The following is a 17,800-nucleotide window of genomic DNA, read 5'->3' on the forward strand; positions in this document are numbered from 1 at the left end:
AAGGCGTCCTTATCGGGCGCCTTTCTGATTCGTAATAGCGCTAATCCCTACCACTACCGTGGCACGAAAATCCGTATAAAATTCGCGCCTTGAGGGACACACCTTCCCAAACGGCAACTGCAGGCGGGGGCGGCAGCCTGCCAAATACACCCACAAGATGTAACTTAACGGCATTTACCGAACGTTATCGGTTATCGGCCAAATCTGCACTCATCCGCTCGACAGGGCGGAGACGTTACGAGTTCATTTTTTTCAGGCTCCAGATGCAGCATTCGGTTTCCCTATCCAAGGCGCTTGGCGATGACGCGATCGTGCAGATTTCCAAGCGCCGTATCTATCACCGCCGGATGAAACCGGTTTTCGACCTGTGTCTGGCGCTCGCTCTTGCCCCCGTCCTCATGCCCGTCATCGCCGTGTTCTGGGCGCTGGCCCGTCTGGACGGGGGCTCCGGTTTCTATGGCCATACCCGTATCGGGAAGGATGGCCGCCCCTTCCGCTGCTGGAAGATCCGCACGATGGTGCCCGATGCCGAGCGCAGACTGGCCTTGTTGCTGGCCACCGATGCCGATGCCGCCATCGAGTGGGAACTGTCGCGCAAGTTGAAAAACGACCCGCGCGTGACCCGGCTGGGCCGGTTCCTGCGCAAGACATCTCTCGACGAGTTGCCCCAGATCTGGAACATCCTGCGCGGCGAGATGAGCTTTGTGGGCGCGCGCCCCGTCACAGAGGACGAACTGACCCTCTACCGCCATCGCCGTCAGGCCTATCTCAGCCAGCGTCCCGGTGTCACCGGTTTCTGGCAGGTGCTGGGCCGCTCCGATCTGCCCTATGCGCTGCGCGTCGAGATGGACATGGCCTATCTGCAGAAATGCTCCCTTTTCATGGATATCGGCCTGATCCTTCTGACCGTCGCAGTGGTGCTGCGCGGAACCGGCGAGTAACGCCCCTCCCCAGCCCCTTGCGCCAAGAGACACATTATGAACGCCTTCTCTCCCAAACTCGCCAAAACCGCCAAGACCCTGCGCCATGTGCATGCGCGCGGGCTCAGAGTGGTGCTGATCACGGGCCATCTGCCGCTCCAGAAGCGTAAGGCCTCGATGCAGTGGTTCTGCGAGGATGTGCAGAAACGCGGCGGTCATGTGACCATGGTCAGCGTGGGCTATAGCTGGATCTCGAAATGGCGCAAGGACCGCCGCCTGATGCAGGTGGACGGGCCGGTGCCCGAGGGCTACCGCCGGATCACTCCTAGTTTCGACGCCTATTTCGGCTATGCACCGATCCACCCGTTCAGCCTGCGCAACCGCAAGCTCGACACGCTGGCCGCGCCGTTGATGACGCTATTCCGGCACTTTTGGGCCCGACGGCTGCCCGCGCTGCTGGCGCAGGCCGATCTGGTCATCATCGAAAGCGGCCCTCCGGTGCTGCTGGCCGATATCGCCAAATCGGCCGCGCCCCATGCCAAGTTCATCTACCGCATCAGCGATGATGTGAAGGCGCTCGGCCTGCCGCAGATCGTGCGCCGCGCCGAAATGGCACAGGCGCATCTGTTCGACCGCATCAGTATTGCGGGGCCGCAGATCGCGGCGCGTTTCGACGAGCATCCCCAAACCGAGATCGACCCGATCGGCGTGCCACGCGCCGTGCTCGAAGCGCCGATGATCAATCCGTTTCTGGGCAAATTCGGCAAACAGGCGGTCTGTGCGGGCACGACCCAGATCGATCTGGCGACGGCGCGGATCATGGCCGAGGCCCGCCCTGACTGGCGCTTCCATATTCTGGGACGCATCGCGGATGTGCCCGCCGATCTGCCGGCGAACCTGATCCTGCATGGCGAGGTGCCTTACGAGGTCTCCGCCGCCTATATCCGCTTTGCCGATATCGGGTTGGCGCTCTATCAGGACAAGGCAGGCGCGGAATATCAGGCCCATCACAGCAACCGTATGCTGCTTTACCGGTATTTCGGGCTACCGATCCTCGGGCCGCATCGCGTCTTTGGCGGCATCGCGCTGCATGGCGCAGGCTATGATGCCCATGATCCCGACAGCATCCGCCTGGCGACCGAACGCGTGGCTGGGCTGCGCCGTGTGGCGGGTGATCCCGAGATCGAGGACTGGTCCCGCCTGACCGACCGGCTGCTCTCGGTGCTTCCGGGGATCCACCGTCAGGTGGAGAACGGGCGGATGGCGGATCAACGGAGCGGAATGCCTGCCGCCAATGGCGCGGAGGATCCGCTGGCGCAGCTCTCTTGCATGCACGATCCCTCTCTGCACGGCCCCCACCCATGAGACCGAAACTCTGGCTGCTCTCGCCGATCTCGCTGTTGGGACTTGCCTGGGTTCTGACGCTCGGGATCGGCGTGCTGCCCTTTCTCTATCCCGACAGTTTCTCGCTCGCACTCTATTTCCTCTCGCGCGAGGAACTGGGTGCAGAGGCGATCACCCTGATGGGGCTTGCATGGATCGCCGCGGCACTTCTTTTCTTTGTGGCGCTCAACGCTCTGACGCTCCTGCGCGCCAGGGACCTGCCCGACACCCGCGCCCTGACCGATTTCGAGCGTATGGCACGGCGGATCTTCCGTGCCAATCTCGTCTGTCTCGGGATCACGCTGGTCTGGGTGCTCAGCAGTGCGGTGCAGATGGGCGGAATCGGCGCGCTGATCGAGAGCGCCCAGAGCGATGCCAGCAGCCTGCGCGACCAGATGCTGGAGAACAAACTGTTCAGCGGGATGCGGTTGTTTTACGGTGCCCTGCCGGCCATCGGAGCCATGGCCTGTGTCATGCTGGCCGCTGGCCGGAAATTCGGGACGATGTCGCCCTTCGCGCGCCGGATCCTGATCCTCGTGCTGATATCGGATTTGGTGGCGCTGGCCCTTCTGCCGATCGTGATGTCACAGCGTATCCTGCTTTTGCACCTCATGCTGGCCTCCTATTTCGGGCTGTGCATGGTCCATCAGCGCATCGTGGCGCTGCCACAGCTGATCCTGGGGGCCACGCTATTCCTGACGACATGGGTGCTGCGCGAGGCTGTGACAAATCCTACGATCGACAATCATTCCGCCCTCGAGATCGGCCTGCAGAAGCTGGTCTTCTATATCTCGAATGACTTCCTCAATTCTCTGCTGCCGTTCACGCAAGAGTTCGACCACATGCTGGGATATTTCAGCTTCCATTTCCTGCTGATCCTGACCCAGAGCCGCGATGCGGTTGATGGCCTGATACCGGAACGGCTGGAACGGATCGAGGTGGTGCGCGGCGGTGGCGAATGGTCGATGCTGACCACGCCCTATGTCGATTTCGGCATCGCCGGTGCGCTGGTGCTGCTGGCGGTCTTCGCCATTGCAACGGCCATCGCGTTCCATCGCGGGCATTTCGGGCTGACGGCGGCCACACTTTATGCCCATCTCGCGGCGGGCTTTATGCTCTCTACCCATGTCCAGTATTTCACCAATGTAAATTTCGTTACGGGTCTTGCGCTGACCGCCTTTCTGGGACGCGCCTGCCACCTGAGCCAGCAGAACGCTGGTCGCCCCGCGATCACGCCACTGCAAAGAGCCAGATAATGCGAATTGCCCATATCCTGACACGCCTGCTTCGCGCGGGTTCGGAAGAGAACACCCTGTCGACTGCCCTGTGGCAGGCCCAACACGGGCACGAGGTCCATATCATCCACGGCCCCGATCCCGATCGGGGCTGGGCAGCCGAATACGGGCATCTGATGGCCTTCCATACGCTGCCCGATATGGTCCATCCGGTGGCCCCGCTGACCGATCTGCGGGCGGTCCTCGCGCTGCGCGGGCTGCTGCGCAAACTCGATCCGGATGTGCTGCATACCCATCAGAGCAAGGCGGGCGTGCTAGGGGCACTGGCCGCCCCCGCCTGCCCGCATATGGCGGTGCTGCGCGGGCTGCATATCGTGTCCTTCCAGACATCGTCATGGCCGAAACGCGGGCTGTTTCTCGGGCTCGAACATATAGCGGCACGCTTCAGCGACCGCTTCGTCGCCGTCTCAGATGCGACCGGCCGCGCCTATCTGCAGGCGGGTATTGCCCGCGAGGTTACAACCATCCATTCGGGGATGGATCTGGCACGTTTCACCACGGCAGGTCCGGCGCCGGATCTGCCCTCTGACGGGCCGATGATCGTGATGCTGGCGGCCTTCGAGCCCCGCAAGCGCCATGCCGCCTTTCTCGAGGCGCTCCCGCCGCTTCTGGCCCGCCACCCCGATCTGCGCCTGTGTTTCGCCGGCAAAGGTCCCGAAGAGGCCGCGATCCGCGCGCAGATCGCGCGGATGGGGCTCGGGGATCATGTGTTGATGTTGGGCCATCGCCCCGATCCGGAGGCGCTGATCGCGCGCGCCGATCTGAGTATCCTCTGCTCGACCAATGAAGGGCTGCCACGGGTGATCGTGCAATCGCTGGCGGGGGGGTGTCCGGTGGTCTCGACCGATCTGCCCGCACTTCGCGAGGTCCTCACCGATGGGGTGAACGGGCTGATCGCCCCACCCGATGACCTGCCCGCAATGATCGGCATGATCGATGCGCTGCTGGACGGGCCCGCGCATCTGGCGCGTCTCGCGCAAGGCGCGCAAGAGACCGATCTATCGAACTGGGCGCTCGACCGGCTGGGGCGCGAGAGCACCCGCCAGAGCGTGCTGGCATGGCAGGCCCGTCAGGCCCGCCACCAGCGCCGCGCTGCGGCCCATCTGGCAAAAGGGGTCATTCAATGACACATCTGCCGAACCGCTGTGCGGTCAATGCCCGCTTCCTGACCCAGGCCCAATCTGGCGTGCAGCGCTATGCGTTCAATCTGCTGAGCGCATTGGACCAGAAACTCGGACAGGGCGCGCTGGCCGAGGCCATCGGACCTGTTACCGCCTATTATCCGGCAGGCGCGCGGCTGCAGATCCGCCCTGACTGGCGTCATATCCGGCTCATGCCCCTAAGCAGCCCATGGCCGTTCGCGGGGCATCTATGGGAACAGATCACCCTACCACGCGCCTGCAAGGGAGCCTATCTGCTCAACCTGACGGGCTCGGGTCCGCTCAGCCATGCCGAGCAGCTTCTGGTGATCCATGATGCCAATGTCTGGAAACTCCCCGAAGCCTTCTCGCGCCGCTACCGCACCTTCCATAAAACGGTCCGGCCCTGTCTGGCACGGCGCGCGCGCGATCTGGGCACCGTCAGCCAGTTCTCGGCAAGCGAGCTGGCCGAGGTTCTGGCACAGCCCGAACTCAGGTTCCGCGTAATCCCCAACGGCTCCGACCACCTTCCACCGCCCGAAAATACCGCGAAGGTGATGCGTGATCTGGGTCTGACCAAGAACGGCTTCTTTCTGGCGGTGGGCAATCTCTCGCCCAACAAGAATCTCGCGCGACTGATCGCGGCGATGGCCGAGGCCGGTCATCCGGTGCCGCTGGTCGTAGCGGGGGCCAGTGCTGCGGGGCTTGCAACAGATACGGGGCCGAAAGGTCCCTGCCCGCCGGAACATGTCCGTTTTCTGGGACGGATTGATGACGCGACGCTCGCCGCGCTTTATGCAGGCGCGCGGGCCTTCATCTGGCCGCCGCTGCGCGAGGGATTCGGGATACCGCCTCTGGAGGCGATGCGCTTCGGCACGCCGGTGCTGTCATCCAACACCACCGCCATGCCCGAAGTGCTCGAACATGCACCGCTTTACTTCAATCCCGAAGATAGCGGGGCGATCGCGCAGACGATCACGAGATTCCTCCGGCTGTCCGCCAAAGCACGCGATGCCATGGTGATGGAGGGCCATAACCGCGCCTGCCGGTTCACATGGGAAGCCTCGGGCGCGGCGCTGGCGGATCTTCTTGTCAAGCGTGTGGCGGCATAGACCGCCCGCGCGAGCGCCGGAGCACCACCGCCCAGAACGGCAGGCAGGCCACAAGCATCAGCGCCCCCTGCCCCATGAGCTGCCACAGCAGCGGCCACTCCGCCACGAGCGTGCCCAGACGCCACAGGCAGACCCCGAGCCCCGCCGATAGTATATAGGGTAGCGCCAAAGCCCGCGCCACATCCTGCGGCCTGACGCCGATCAGCCGCAGGCTTCGCCCCAGCGTGACCGCCAGCGCAAGATAAGCGGCCAGAACATAGCTGCCAATGCCGGCATAGGCCGAGACCGGCAGGGCCAGCGCCACGAAGACCACGGTAAATGCCAGCGTCAGACAGGCCCGCCAGAGCGCCCGTCCAGCCGATTTCTGCGCGACAAGCGCCTGATCGAGCGCCAGCACGAGGCTTGCCACCGGCCCCAGAGCGGCCATGATCTGCACCATCGGCGCCGCCATCTCTCCCGCCGGACGCCCCAGAAGCCAGACCAGCACAGGCTGGGCCCAGAGCGCCGCCATCACATAGAACGGAGCGGACAGGGACGCCGCCGCCCCGATCACCCGCCGGACCAGCGCAGGGCCCTGCCCTTTGGCCCGCCAGAGCATCGGCAGCACCAGAAACCGGATCGGCGCAAGGGTGACGGCGTCCAGAAGCTGGAAGATCCGCTGCGCGATCTGGAAGCCCCCCGCCACGGCCCCGCCATAGACGAGCCCCAGCGCCAGTTGGAGCAAGGGCAACGCGGCCCCCGCCACCAGCCCGCGCCCCGCGATGGCAAAAACCTCGGGCGCGATCGCGCGGATGGCCCCGCGATCCGGTCCTGCCTGCGGCCACCAGCGGGCCATCCGCCATGACAGGACCGCCGAGAGCGCCGCGTTGAGCACCGCAAACCCCACGAGCGACCACAGCCCGGCCCCCAGCGCATAGAGCGCAAATCCCCCCAGTGCCGAGACCAGCTGCACGAAGGCCGTGCGGCAGGCGAGCGCCTTCAGTCGCAAAGCCTGCCGCAATTGCGCCTCCTGCACGGCACTCAGCCCCTGGAACAGTGGCACCAGCATCAACGTGGCGATCACCGGTCCCATTCCCGCCAGCGCCCCGATCCCCCACGCCGCAAGCACCATCAGCCCCAGCGCCAGCAGACAGATGCCCAGTGTCATCAGTTGCGCGAGCCAGAAGAGCGCGTCCATGCGGCGCATATCGCCGGGTGCAGTCAGGACGACCGCATCGGCAATCCCCCCCTTATGGACAACCTGCATCCAGCGGAAAAGCGCAAGTCCCGTTGCGAAGGCCCCGAGATCCGCCACCGGCAAAAGTCGCGCCATAGCAAGGAAAAACACCACGTTTCCGCCCAGACGCGACATTTGCAGAACCAGTGACCAGAGGCCCTTCGACATGGCTCAGACCCCGCCCTGATAGAAGCCGGCGGTCGCGGCGGAACGGATATGGTGATAGATGTCCAGATCGGGCGCGCAAACCGCCTCGACCCGTGCCCGCAACGCGGCAGGCAGCTCCGGTGCAGGATCGGGGCGGCGGTTGCGTGAGAGTGGCACAAGAGGACGGCCCGCCAGACGCTGCAGCGCGCGGCGGAAAGCGGCCCCCTCCTCCAGAAACCCCACCAGCGAGAACCGCTCCAACGCGCGACAGGCGCGCTGCGTGTCACCCGCGACATCGGCACTATGATGTTGATAGGTCTCGGCAAAATAGAACAGATATTGCGAGCCGAAACGCTGGGCCGCCTCCGTCCCGAGAAAGGCATCGAGCGTTCCGGCACGCGATGGATCGGGGTGGTGGCGCTGGACATAGGCGTAATGCGACAGGAACCGCGCCACCGGATCGCGCAGCAAGGTCACGCAGGCCCGCGCCGGATCGAGCGTCGAGAGCACCGTGTCGCTAAACCGGACATGGGCCGAAATACAGCGCACCCGCCGGTCGAGCATCTGCGCCAGTTCCACGCGGCGCTGCGCATAATCAGCCAGAATCAGCTCCGTTCCCGTTGCCTCTGGCGCGAGCGCCTGAGCCAGACGTCTTGTCCTGTCGATATCGATCGTGGCCTGCGAGGGCCAATAGGCAAGGCGCAGGGCCGCACCGAAACTGGTGCCGCCGCATTTAGGAACATGGATATAGAGAAAGGAACGGGACATGGGACTCGTGACAGATAGATCGAATGCGATTCATTTACCCTAACGGCATTAAGCACGAATTAACTGAGCCCCGCCATTCCTAAGACTAACTTATGGTCAACCCGCATCTGACGACGTTTTACGGGGCTTGAATGGTAGATATTTTGTTGATGGATTGCTTGGCTTATATCCGCGCATCGCGCCCTGTTCATGATGGGGGAGACCTGCCATGAGCGTGCAACCGAATTTCCGCACCACCCAGCCACATCTGACGCTTAGCGCCGTTCAGGAGACGGCCATAGTCGAGGACGGGCAGATCATTGCCCTGCTGCGGATGGTTTGGGGCGGGCGATGGCTGATCCTCGCGGCCACGCTGGTCGCGTTGGGTCTCGCGCAGCTCTGGCTGAGCACGATGGCTAGGCCGCTTTACAAAGCGACCGCCAGCATCCTGCTCGACCCACGAACAGAACAGTTCACCGACCCCAATCCGGTTACCGAACGCATGCAGCCCATCGACGAGACCATCCGCCGGACCGAGGTCGAAATCCTGCGCGGCCGCCCTCTTCTGGGCACCGTGGTCGATGATCTGCGACTGGTCGGGGACCCGGAATTCAATCCCGCGTTACGCCCTGAAAGTGCGTCCGCGCGGATCAAATCCCTGATCCCGCTCGAGAAAACCGATCGGGAAAAAGGCGCGACAGAGGCGCGTGAAACCGCGATCTCGCTGCTCGCGAATTCTATCTCGATCCGAAATCTGGCCCCCAGTCTGGTGTTCGAACTGAGCGCGGTCACCAGCGAAGCGGAGAAATCCACCCGTATCGCCGATCAGCTTGCCCAGAATTACATCCGCGAGCAGATCACCCGCAAGCGGGCGGAAAGCGATGAGGCGATCCGCTGGCTGGGCCAACGGGTGAGCGACCTGCAGCACCAGATCGAAACTTCGAATGCCGAATTGTCGAAACTCGACACCACCAATGCGGAAACCACGCGCACGCTGGTCCAGACCCGCCGGTTACAAAAACTTGACGGTGATCTGACGCAGGCGCGCGCGGCGCTCGACGCCTCGCGCAAGGCGCTCGAGACCCTCCCCGCCACCGCCTCCGAGGCCGCGCATGAGAGCCGTGCCGCGCAGGTCTCGATCGATGCCGCCACGTTGCGCAATCTCGAGCGGCAATATCGCGATCTCGAGGCGGGGCTGCGTGACGAGACCGAATCCGCAACCCGCCAGAAACTGCTGGAACAACAGAACGAGACCGATCTCTTGGTCTATGGGCATTTTCTGACTCGGCTGAAAGACACCATCGCGCGCGAGGGGCGGCAACTGGCCGATAGCCGTCTTCTGGCACCGGCGGTCATGCCCTCCATGCCCTATCTGCCCCGCGCGCCCCTTGTCCTGTCGATGAGTGCGATGGCGGGAGCCGCAGTTGGCCTGACCCTACTGCTCTTGTGGCAGGCGCTGCGCCAGACCGTGCGCTCGGCGCAGGATCTGCAGGATCTGACCGGCCAGAAGGTGATTGGACAGCTGCCGCGCCTGCCCCAGCGCCGTGGCCAGAGCGGGCTTGCCTATCTCCATGACCATCCCGACAGCCCCGCCGCCGAAGCACTGCGCGCGCTGCGCACCAATATCGTGCTCGACCAGCTGCTGCTGGGTCAGAAGATTATCGCGATTACCTCCGCCAATCCGCAGGAGGGCAAAACAACGCTTTCTCTGGGGCTGGCGCGGCAGATGGCGAGCCTTGGCAAACGCGTGCTGGTGATCGAGGGCGATCTGCGCCGTAGGGTCTTCATGGAGTATCTGGGGCTCAAATGCCCACAGACCCTGTTGGGCGCTCTGACCGGCGAGACATCCCTGCAAGGCGCCGTTTGTGCTGATCCCTATAGCGGGATCGATGTGCTGGTAGGGGCGAAGCCCCCCGGCAATCCGGCGGATATCTTCGCGTCGAATGCCTTTCTGGCACTGCTGGACGAGGCGCGCGAGCAGTATGATTACATCATCATCGACACGCCCCCCGTGCTTTGCGTGCCCGACACACGCATCATCTTGCAAGGCTGCGACCGCGCGCTGTTTGTGGTCAACTGGAACATGACCACAAAACAGCAGGTCCGCGACGGCATCGGGGCGCTACATACATCGGGGCGCAAGCTGGGAGGGGTGATCCTGAACCGGATCGACCCGAAAAACCGTCAGGAATTCTACTACAGCGGCTATTATAGCACGCAGACCAAACCCTTCTGGCGCACTCGCGCCAGAGCCTGAGGTTACGGTCCGGCAGGTAGCCACCCTGCCGGACCGTCCCGTTACAGAGCCGGTTCCAGCGCGTTCGCGACACAACGGGGGGCGGCAGCACGCGCCACCATCGCGCGGTTCACCACCTGCCAGATATGCCCGCTGTCATGACGCGGCACCAGAAGCGCCAGCCGGTTGAAACTACGGCGAATGGCAAAGATCTCGGCTCCGCCAATACGGGCCGAGCGGGCCGATCCGGGCGCGAAGCTTGCCACATCGAGATCGGTCAGGCGAATTATTAGATCCTCGATCGTGCTGGCATCGCAGGCCACCAGTTCAAGCATGACCCGGCTCGCCCCCTGCGCGCTGATCGACAGGCCCGGCATCCCGTGCCGCAGATTACGGGTCATGTCGGCTTCGGAGACGTTCTCGGCCTCGAGCATCCATTGGCCCGGCCCCGTCCAGAACGCGCCAAGCCCGCGCCCGCCATGCCAGTTGCCCGGCCCAGGCAGGGAGACCCCCATAGGCACCGGCACCTGCGCGCCCCGCTTCACACCAAGCGAGACCAGCGCCATATCGGAGCGCTCCGACAGGGTGGTTGTCCCGATACGGGTCTCACGGGCCATCCGGGCTGCGTGACGGTCTTGGGTGTCAGCGTGGGTCATCGGGGCAATCTCCTTACTTATACAGGCACTTGATCGGCCTGCATTGCCACTGGAACGAGGGGGATAGTAGCGCCCGCCAAACGCTGTTACTTTCATTATAAAGACATTTCTTTTCATTATAGGGCCATCATGATCAGACGTATCGGTTTCCTGCTGATCGACGGATACGCGATGCTGTCGACGGCCGCCGCGCTCGATCCGCTGCGCGCTGCCAATAGTTTCGCGGGACGCACACTCTACGAGATCACCCTGCTGACGCCCGAAGGCCATGTCGCGACCTCGTCACTAGGCGGGCGGTTCGATGCGGTGCCTCTGGCGCAGGCGGGGATGGAATTCGATCTGGTCTTTGTGGTGGCGGGGGGCGACCCGATGCGGTTGCGCCGCCCCGATATCGACACATGGCTACGCCGCGCGGATCGGGCGGGGATCGAGCTGGGCGGGATCTCGGGGGGCGCGGTGCTGCTGGCGCGGGCGGGGCTCCTGTCGGGGCGGCGCTTCACCGTGCATTGGCATCATTACAGCGATATCGAGGAGATCGACCCGACGCTCCTGCTGGAGCGCCGGCTCTTCGTGATCGACCGCGACCGCTATACCTGCGCAGGGGGATCGGCCCCGCTCGACATGATCCATATGCTGATCGCGCGCGATCACGGGGCACATTTCGCGCACGAGATTTCCGACTGGTTCATCCAGGCGCAGGTGCGCCCCTCCGAAACACCCCAGAAAGGGTCGATCAGCGCCCGTTACGGGGTTCTGCCACCGATGGTGGAGGCGGCGCTGGAACTGATGGAGGCGCATATCGCCGACCCGCTCAGCCCCGCGCAGCTGGCCCAGCTGGCGGGGCTCTCCGAGCGCCAGCTGCAACGCCAGTTCAACGCGGCCCTCGGTGCGCCGGTGATGGAGATCTACCGCCAGATGCGCCTCGATGTGGCCCGCGCACTGGTGCAGCGCAGCGCCCAGCCTCTGGCCGAAATCGCCCAGATGACGGGGTTTTCCTCGCAGGCGCATTTCACCACCCGCTATCACGCGCGGTTCGGCACGCCTCCGCAGGCCGACAGGGCCGGCACCCGCAAGAACTGAGCCCTTACATCGCCCGCATCAGGCGCATCCCGTCCAGCACCGCCGCATGAGTGTTGCGCGCCGAGACCGCATCCCCGATGCGGAACAGCTTGAACCTCCCATCCGCATTGGGGGCAAGCGTCTGCGGGCGGCCCGCGATCAACGCCTCGTAATCGACCTGCCCCAGATTGGAGGACTGCCCCTTGAGATCGAAATAGAGATCATCGAGCGGCAGCGTGCCGGAATTCACCACCAGCTGATCGACCAGACGTTCCTCCTCCTCCGGCCCGTAATCCGAACCCAGCGTGACCTTGATCCGGTTGCCCTCGCGCGTGGCCGCCTTCAGCCGCCATGTCAGCGTGGTCCTGAAATCGCGCCCCTGCAGCGCGCGGATATAGGGGGTGAGGTTCATCGCCATGACCTCGGGCGCCAAGGCCCGATCCGCCGAGACCAGTTCGACCTTGCCACCAGCCGCGGTAATCCTCTCGGCCGCCATCAGCCCTGCATGATCGCCCGCCTCATCGAAGATCAGCACCTCGGAGGCCGGCGTCACATCCCCCGAGAGGATATCCCATGCGCTGATCGCCAGATCCGCGCCGGGCTGGCCCAGATCTGTGCGCGGCAGACCGCCTGTCGCCACAACGACCACCTGCGGCTCCTGCGCCAGCACATCCTCGCCTTCGGCGAAACAGTTGAATTTGAAGCTGACCCCCAGCGTATCGCATTCGCTCATCCGCCATTCGGTGACCGCGAGCATCTCGCGGCGGCGTGGGTCCTGTGCGGTCAGCCGGATCTGGCCGCCCGCCTCGTTGGCGGCTTCCAGAACGGTGACCTTATGGCCACGCAGCGCCGCGACCCGTGCGGCCTCAAGCCCCGCAGGCCCTGCCCCCACAACCGTCACCCGCAAGGGTGCCTCGGCAGGATCGATCCGGTGCGGCAGCTCGATCTCGCGGCCCGAGGAGGGATTGTGCATACATAGCGCCCCGCCCGCCTGATAGATGCGATCGATACAGAAATTCGCGCCGACACAGGGCCGGATACGCTCTTCTTGACCCGCCACCAACTTGGCCACCAGATGCGGATCGGCGATATGGGCGCGGGTCATGCCGACCATATCCAGCTTGCCCGAGGCAATGGCATGGCGCGCGGTCGACAGATCGGGGATGCGCGCGGCATGCAGCACCGGCAGCCGGACCTGCGCCTTCACCTCGCCCGCAAGATCCAGATGCGGGGCCGAGCGCGAGCCCTGGATCGGGATCACATCGGTAAGACCCGCATCGGTGTCGATATGGCCACGGATAACGTTGAAGAAATCGATCAGCCCGCTTTCGGTCAGGCGCTTGGCAATCTCGCGCCCCTCACCCGCATTGATCCCCTGCGGCAGGTCCTCATCGACCACACCGCGCACCCCCACGATGAATTCGGGCCCCACGCGGTCACGGATCGCCTGAAGCACCTCCATCGAGAATTTCATGCGGCTTTCAAGGCTCTGCGCGCCATAGGGGCCGTCCAGCTCGTTCCATTGCGGCGACCAGAACTGGTCCATCAGATGGCCGTAAGCCTCCAGCTCGATCCCGTCGAGCCCTGCATGTTTCATCCGCTCGGCGGCATCCGCATAATCGGTGATGATGCGGGTGATGTCCCAATCCTCGATCAGCTTGGGCATCGCGCGGTGGGCAGGCTCGCGGACGGTGCCGGGGGCGACGGTGGGCAGCCAGTCGCCACGGTCCCAGCGGGTGCGGCGGCCCAGATGGGTCAGCTGGATCATCACCGCGCAGCCCTCGTCATGACATTCCTGCGCAAGCTTGCCCATATGGCCCACGATCTCGTCCTTATAGGCGAGGATATTGTTGAAAGCGGGCGGGCTGTCGGCGGCGACGCTGGCCGAACCCGCGGTCATGGTCATCGCGATCCCCGCGCGGGCGCGCTCGAGATGATAGGCGCGGTAGCGCTCGGTCGGCATCCCGTTCTCGGCATAGGCAGGCTCGTGCGAGCTGATGAAAATCCGGTTTTTCAGGGTCAGATGTTTGAGCGTGAAAGGCTGCAATAAAGGGTCGTCGCGCATGGGAATCCTCCGGTAGCCGCAACCTATGCGGGCTATCCCAAGGCAAATCCGCCCCGCAGCCCCTGTCAAATCCCTGAGCGACCTGACTTGTTTATATGCGACACTGCCGCGCAAACGACAGCAAAGTCTAATTATCACGCGCGCCGAGTGCCCACGTTTCGGGCAAGTCGCGTAACAGATTGACTTTCCGCAAATTCGCGCCAACCTCTGGCGGATCTGAAACGGCTTACGGAACCAACATGCCCAAAGAAACCCGCACCTTCGCGATTATCGGCCTCGGAGCCTTCGGCTCTGCGGTAGCAAGCGAACTGGCGAGATTTGGCAACACCGTCATGGGCATCGATCAGGACGAGGCCCGCGTGGCCAAACTGGCCGATGCACTGACCTCTACCGTTATTCTGGACGCCACCGACGAGCAGGCCCTGCGCGAGGCGGGCGTCGACCGCTATGACGTGGCACTCGTGGCCATCGGCCATGATATCGAATCGAGCATTCTGGCCACGATGAATGTGCGCGTGCTGGGCGTGGACCAGCTCTGGGTGAAGGCGATCAACAAGACCCATCACCGCATCCTGTCCAAGCTCGGCGCCGACCGGATCATCCTGCCCGAGCAGGAGATGGGCCGTCATGTGGCGCAGCGCCTGAACAATCCCGTGGTGCAGGATTACGTCAACCTCGGCAACGGGTTCAGCGTGGTGACCATGGCCGTGCCCGAGAGGCTGAAGGGGCGTCTGCTCTCCTCGCTGGATTTCGAACATTACGATCTGCGGCTTCTGGGCTTGATGCGGGGCACAGAGTTCCATCCCTGCGAGACCGAGGGGCTGGAGCTTGCACCCCAGGACAAGCTTCTTGTGCTGGGCCGCAGGCCCGATCTGCGCAGCTTCGGGGATGCGTTGTGAAACCCTCGACGCGTATGCTCTGGCACAAATGCCAGCGCCGCCTGACGCATATGCCACCGCCGCTCCTGCTGGCCGTGCTCTATGCCTCGGCGATCCTTCTGGGCGCCTGCGCACTGATGCTGCCCTTCTCGCGCCATGCCCAGATCAGCTGGTCGGATGCGCTCTTCACCGCCACCTCGGCAGTGACAGTGACGGGGCTCGTGGTCTTCGATATCGGCACCAGCCTGAGCCTCTTCGGACAGATGGTGCTGGCCTTCCTGATCCAGCTGGGCGGGCTCGGGCTGATGACCTTTGCCGTGCTGGTGCTGGGGGCTTTGGGCCTGCCGATCGGACTGACCGGACAGATCTATCTGCGCGAGGACCTCAACCAGAACTCCATGCACCGCCTGATGCAGCTGGTGCGCGTGATCCTTAAGGCCGTGCTGATCTGCGAGGCGATCGGTGCCGTCGCCCTCTGCTTCAGCTTCGTGCCACGGCTCGGGCTGCGCGACGGGGTCTGGCAGGCGATCTTCCATTCCGTCTCGGCCTTCAACAATGCGGGCTTCTCGACCTTTTCCAACGGGCTGATCGGCTATGCGACCGATCCGATCATCAATCTGGTGATCCCTGCCCTCTTCATCATCGGCGGGATCGGCTATACGGTGCTGCGCGAGCTGGGCTCGGGCAAGGGCTGGAAACGCTTCAGCCTCTCGACCAAGATCGTGCTTCTGGGCACGGCCATCCTGATCCCGTGGTCGGTGGTGATGTTTGCCGCGCTCGAATGGACCAATCCCGGCACGCTGGGCGGCCATACCGTCTGGGCCAAGCTGATGATCAGCTGGTTCCAGGGGGTAACGACCCGCACGGCGGGCTTCAACACCACCGATATCGCGGCCATGCATGACAGCACCTCGCTGATGTTCATCTCGCTCATGCTGATCGGCGGGGGGCCGGCCTCGACCGCAGGCGGCATCAAGGTGACGACCTTCGTGGTCATGCTGCTGGCCACGGTGGCCTTTTTCCGCCGCCAGACCCAGCTCAACGCCTTCGGCCGCTCGATTGGGTTCGAGGCCGTGCTGAAGGTGATGGCGCTGACCGCGATCAGCACCGTTCTGGTGTTCGTGGCCACCTTCCTGATCCTGATCACCCATGACGGGCGGTTCCTCGATGTGGCCTTCGAGGTCTCGAGCGCCTTCGGCACCGTCGGGCTCTCGCGCGACTATACCAGCCATCTGAACGAGTTCGGGCGCGCAGTGATCATTGCCGTGATGTTCCTCGGGCGTGTCGGGCCGCTGACACTGGGCTTCTTCCTTGCCACCCATTCGGTGCCACGGCTGCGCTATCCCAAGGGCGAGATCCATCTGGGCTGAGGATACGGCTTTGTGTTCGCCCGTAAGCGGGCGGGCATTGCCAAAACCCCATCCGCGCGGCTAGGTGGGACCATGCGCAAGATCCTTCTCACATTGGGCCTTCTCATGGCCCTGCCGCAATGGGCCGAGGCCCATCCGCATATCTTTGTCGATGCCTCGCACAAGCTGATCTTCGATGATCAGGGCCGCCTGACGGCTGTGCGGGTGACATGGGATTATGACGAGATGTTCACCATGCTGATGGTGGAGGACGGCAAATACGACACCAATGGCGATGGTGATGTCACCGGCGACGAGCTGGAGGCCTTCCGGCTCTGGGATGCCAACTGGCCGCCCGATTTCGGCGGTGATCTGGTCATCCATGCCGATGGCAAGGATCAGGCGCTGGACGGCCCCACCGATTGGGCCGCCGAATGGCATGACGGGCGCGCGGTCTCCATCCATACGGTCAAGCTGGAGACCCCGCTCGATGTGTCCAAAGGGATCGTCCTGCAGAATTACGACCCCTATTTCTACGTCGATTACGAGGTAACGAAGACCCCCACTTTCGAGGGCCGCAACGACTGCAAGGCCAAGATCGTGCAGCCCAAGCCGCACCAGATCTCGGCCAAGACCGCCGCGGCCATCGCCAATCTGCCCGCCGACCAGACGCCCGAGCAGGCGGGGCTCCCCAATGTCGGCCAGTATTTCGCCCAGACCGTGGAGATTACATGCGGTGGGTAATGCTGGCCGCCTGTGCGGTGATCCTGGGGTTTGCGGCGCTTTGGGGGTTGGGCGTATTCCAGGGGCTGCACTTCGCGCTTCTGGACATACAGCGTAGTTTCCAGAGCGTATTGGCGCGGGCGATGCGCGCGCTCAAGGCCGATCATCCGGGGGCGCGCGCGAGCCTGATCTGGCTGAGTTTCCTCTACGGTGTGGTCCATGCCGCAGGGCCCGGCCATGGCAAGATGGTGCTGGGCAGCTGGGCCTTTGCCTCCAAGGCGCGGCTTGCGAGGGTGGCGGGGATCACGCTGACCGCAAGCCTTGCGCAATCGCTCTGCGCCATCGGGATCGTGGTGATCGGCGCCTCGGTTCTGGGGCTTGGGCGGCAGGCACTGACCGAACTCGCCGAAGGGCCGGTGACGCAGCTCAGCAATATCCTGATCGGGGCGCTCGGGGCCTATCTGATGGCGCGCGCTCTTGTGGGGCTCTGGCGGAGCCTACGCAAACCCCGCACCCAACTCCACCATCATCACGAAGGCTGCGGTTGCAGCCATGCCCATGCACCCGATCCCGAAAAATCGGCCCGCGCAAGCCTGCCCCAGGCCCTTCTGCTGATCGGGTCGGTCGCGTTCCGGCCCTGCACGGGCGGGCTGTTCGTCATGCTGCTGGCATGGCTGATCGGTGCCCCATGGGCGGGCGCCTGGGCGGTTCTGGCGATGGGGGTTGGCACGGCGGTCGTGACGCTGGCCATCGCGCTGGCGGCAGGCCATATGGGCAGCCGCTTCGCCCGCAGGCCCGACCGCCCGTGGCTCGGCATCGCGGGACGGTTCTTCGAAATGGTGCTCGGCGCGGTCATTCTGGCCATCGCGATCTGA

Annotated in this window: 15 protein-coding genes; 11 read left to right on the forward strand and 4 right to left on the reverse strand. The window is 64.1% G+C overall.

All coding sequences use genetic code 11. The annotated features are described in order from the left end of the window. Window positions 1–263: 263 nt before the first annotated feature. The 5 genes from ABEB22_RS17915 to ABEB22_RS17935 are packed head-to-tail and all read left to right on the forward strand — an operon-like array spanning window position 264 to window position 5,849. Complete coding sequence (locus ABEB22_RS17915; protein ID WP_339115287.1) at window positions 264–941, forward strand: sugar transferase; 678 nt, start codon at window positions 264–266, stop codon at window positions 939–941. Between the two features lie 36 nt (window positions 942–977). Further along, window positions 978–2,285 (forward strand): hypothetical protein, encoded by a 1,308-nt coding sequence (locus ABEB22_RS17920; RefSeq protein WP_339115288.1) that lies wholly within the window; start codon window positions 978–980, stop codon window positions 2,283–2,285. Further along, window positions 2,282–3,559 carry a hypothetical protein gene (locus ABEB22_RS17925; protein WP_339115289.1) on the forward strand — a complete coding sequence of 426 codons (1,278 nt, stop codon included), beginning with the start codon at window positions 2,282–2,284 and terminating at the stop codon, window positions 3,557–3,559. The genes ABEB22_RS17920 and ABEB22_RS17925 overlap by 4 nt, the downstream gene beginning before the upstream one ends. Beyond that, the gene (locus tag ABEB22_RS17930) at window positions 3,559–4,725 is read left to right on the forward strand and encodes a glycosyltransferase (RefSeq protein ID WP_349295178.1); all 1,167 of its coding nucleotides are present in this window, start codon (window positions 3,559–3,561) and stop codon (window positions 4,723–4,725) included. The genes ABEB22_RS17925 and ABEB22_RS17930 overlap by 1 nt, the downstream gene beginning before the upstream one ends. Next, complete coding sequence (locus ABEB22_RS17935) at window positions 4,722–5,849, forward strand: glycosyltransferase family 1 protein (protein ID WP_349295179.1); 1,128 nt, start codon at window positions 4,722–4,724, stop codon at window positions 5,847–5,849. The genes ABEB22_RS17930 and ABEB22_RS17935 overlap by 4 nt, the downstream gene beginning before the upstream one ends. Here the strand turns inward: ABEB22_RS17935 and ABEB22_RS17940 are convergent. Further along, complete coding sequence (locus ABEB22_RS17940; RefSeq protein WP_349295180.1) at window positions 5,830–7,233, reverse strand: oligosaccharide flippase family protein; 1,404 nt, start codon at window positions 7,231–7,233, stop codon at window positions 5,830–5,832. The genes ABEB22_RS17935 and ABEB22_RS17940 overlap by 20 nt on opposite strands. A gap of 3 nt (window positions 7,234–7,236) precedes the next feature. Beyond that, the gene (locus ABEB22_RS17945; protein WP_339115293.1) at window positions 7,237–7,980 is read right to left on the reverse strand and encodes a sulfotransferase family 2 domain-containing protein; all 744 of its coding nucleotides are present in this window, start codon (window positions 7,978–7,980) and stop codon (window positions 7,237–7,239) included. A gap of 208 nt (window positions 7,981–8,188) precedes the next feature. Between ABEB22_RS17945 and ABEB22_RS17950 the strand changes: the two genes are divergently transcribed. After that, window positions 8,189–10,216, forward strand: a complete 2,028-nt coding sequence (locus ABEB22_RS17950; RefSeq protein WP_349295181.1) for a polysaccharide biosynthesis tyrosine autokinase — start codon at window positions 8,189–8,191, stop codon at window positions 10,214–10,216. Window positions 10,217–10,257: 41 nt separating this feature from the next. Here the strand turns inward: ABEB22_RS17950 and ABEB22_RS17955 are convergent, their stop codons facing one another. Next, window positions 10,258–10,851: a sarcosine oxidase subunit gamma gene (locus ABEB22_RS17955; protein WP_349295182.1), complete on the reverse strand. Its 594-nt coding sequence runs from the start codon at window positions 10,849–10,851 to the stop codon at window positions 10,258–10,260. A gap of 129 nt (window positions 10,852–10,980) precedes the next feature. On the opposite strand from ABEB22_RS17955, the gene ABEB22_RS17960 reads away from it, so the two are divergent. Further along, window positions 10,981–11,931: a GlxA family transcriptional regulator gene (locus ABEB22_RS17960; RefSeq protein WP_349295183.1), complete on the forward strand. Its 951-nt coding sequence runs from the start codon at window positions 10,981–10,983 to the stop codon at window positions 11,929–11,931. A 4-nt stretch (window positions 11,932–11,935) separates the two neighbouring features. Here ABEB22_RS17960 and ABEB22_RS17965 read toward each other — a convergent pair whose 3' ends face one another. Next, window positions 11,936–13,975, reverse strand: coding sequence for an NADH:flavin oxidoreductase (locus ABEB22_RS17965; protein ID WP_349295184.1), 2,040 nt, complete (start codon window positions 13,973–13,975; stop codon window positions 11,936–11,938). Window positions 13,976–14,214: 239 nt separating this feature from the next. Between ABEB22_RS17965 and ABEB22_RS17970 the strand changes: the two genes are divergently transcribed. From ABEB22_RS17970 to ABEB22_RS17985, 4 genes are all read left to right on the forward strand, one after another. Further along, complete coding sequence (locus tag ABEB22_RS17970) at window positions 14,215–14,874, forward strand: TrkA family potassium uptake protein (RefSeq protein ID WP_339115298.1); 660 nt, start codon at window positions 14,215–14,217, stop codon at window positions 14,872–14,874. 50 nt (window positions 14,875–14,924) lie between these two features. Continuing rightward, a complete protein-coding gene (locus tag ABEB22_RS17975) occupies window positions 14,925–16,223 on the forward strand; it encodes a TrkH family potassium uptake protein (RefSeq protein WP_349295314.1) in 1,299 nt (432 codons plus the stop codon). 72 nt (window positions 16,224–16,295) lie between these two features. After that, entirely contained in the window at window positions 16,296–16,946 is a 651-nt protein-coding gene (locus ABEB22_RS17980) for a DUF1007 family protein (RefSeq protein WP_349295185.1), read from the forward strand. Next, complete coding sequence (locus ABEB22_RS17985) at window positions 16,934–17,800, forward strand: sulfite exporter TauE/SafE family protein (RefSeq protein WP_349295186.1); 867 nt, start codon at window positions 16,934–16,936, stop codon at window positions 17,798–17,800. The genes ABEB22_RS17980 and ABEB22_RS17985 overlap by 13 nt, the downstream gene beginning before the upstream one ends.

Source organism: Thioclava sp. 'Guangxiensis' (genome assembly GCF_045348365.1).
GTDB lineage: Bacteria > Pseudomonadota > Alphaproteobacteria > Rhodobacterales > Rhodobacteraceae > Thioclava > Thioclava kandeliae.

Excerpts from the sequence above, each read along its gene's own strand:
- ABEB22_RS17970 (WP_339115298.1), top strand. The coding sequence starts at position 14,215 with ATGCCCAAAGAAACCCGCACCTTCGCGATTATCGGCCTCGGAGCCTTC.
- ABEB22_RS17975 (WP_349295314.1), top strand. The coding sequence starts at position 14,925 with ATGCCACCGCCGCTCCTGCTGGCCGTGCTCTATGCCTCGGCGATCCTT.
- ABEB22_RS17955 (WP_349295182.1), bottom strand. The coding sequence starts at position 10,851 with ATGACCCACGCTGACACCCAAGACCGTCACGCAGCCCGGATGGCCCGT.
- ABEB22_RS17935 (WP_349295179.1), top strand. The coding sequence starts at position 4,722 with ATGACACATCTGCCGAACCGCTGTGCGGTCAATGCCCGCTTCCTGACC.
- ABEB22_RS17940 (WP_349295180.1), bottom strand. The coding sequence starts at position 7,233 with ATGTCGAAGGGCCTCTGGTCACTGGTTCTGCAAATGTCGCGTCTGGGC.
- ABEB22_RS17965 (WP_349295184.1), bottom strand. The coding sequence starts at position 13,975 with ATGCGCGACGACCCTTTATTGCAGCCTTTCACGCTCAAACATCTGACC.
- ABEB22_RS17950 (WP_349295181.1), top strand. The coding sequence starts at position 8,189 with ATGAGCGTGCAACCGAATTTCCGCACCACCCAGCCACATCTGACGCTT.
- ABEB22_RS17925 (WP_339115289.1), top strand. The coding sequence starts at position 2,282 with ATGAGACCGAAACTCTGGCTGCTCTCGCCGATCTCGCTGTTGGGACTT.
- ABEB22_RS17945 (WP_339115293.1), bottom strand. The coding sequence starts at position 7,980 with ATGTCCCGTTCCTTTCTCTATATCCATGTTCCTAAATGCGGCGGCACC.
- ABEB22_RS17980 (WP_349295185.1), top strand. The coding sequence starts at position 16,296 with ATGCGCAAGATCCTTCTCACATTGGGCCTTCTCATGGCCCTGCCGCAA.
- ABEB22_RS17985 (WP_349295186.1), top strand. The coding sequence starts at position 16,934 with ATGCGGTGGGTAATGCTGGCCGCCTGTGCGGTGATCCTGGGGTTTGCG.
- ABEB22_RS17960 (WP_349295183.1), top strand. The coding sequence starts at position 10,981 with ATGATCAGACGTATCGGTTTCCTGCTGATCGACGGATACGCGATGCTG.
- ABEB22_RS17915 (WP_339115287.1), top strand. The coding sequence starts at position 264 with ATGCAGCATTCGGTTTCCCTATCCAAGGCGCTTGGCGATGACGCGATC.
- ABEB22_RS17930 (WP_349295178.1), top strand. The coding sequence starts at position 3,559 with ATGCGAATTGCCCATATCCTGACACGCCTGCTTCGCGCGGGTTCGGAA.
- ABEB22_RS17920 (WP_339115288.1), top strand. The coding sequence starts at position 978 with ATGAACGCCTTCTCTCCCAAACTCGCCAAAACCGCCAAGACCCTGCGC.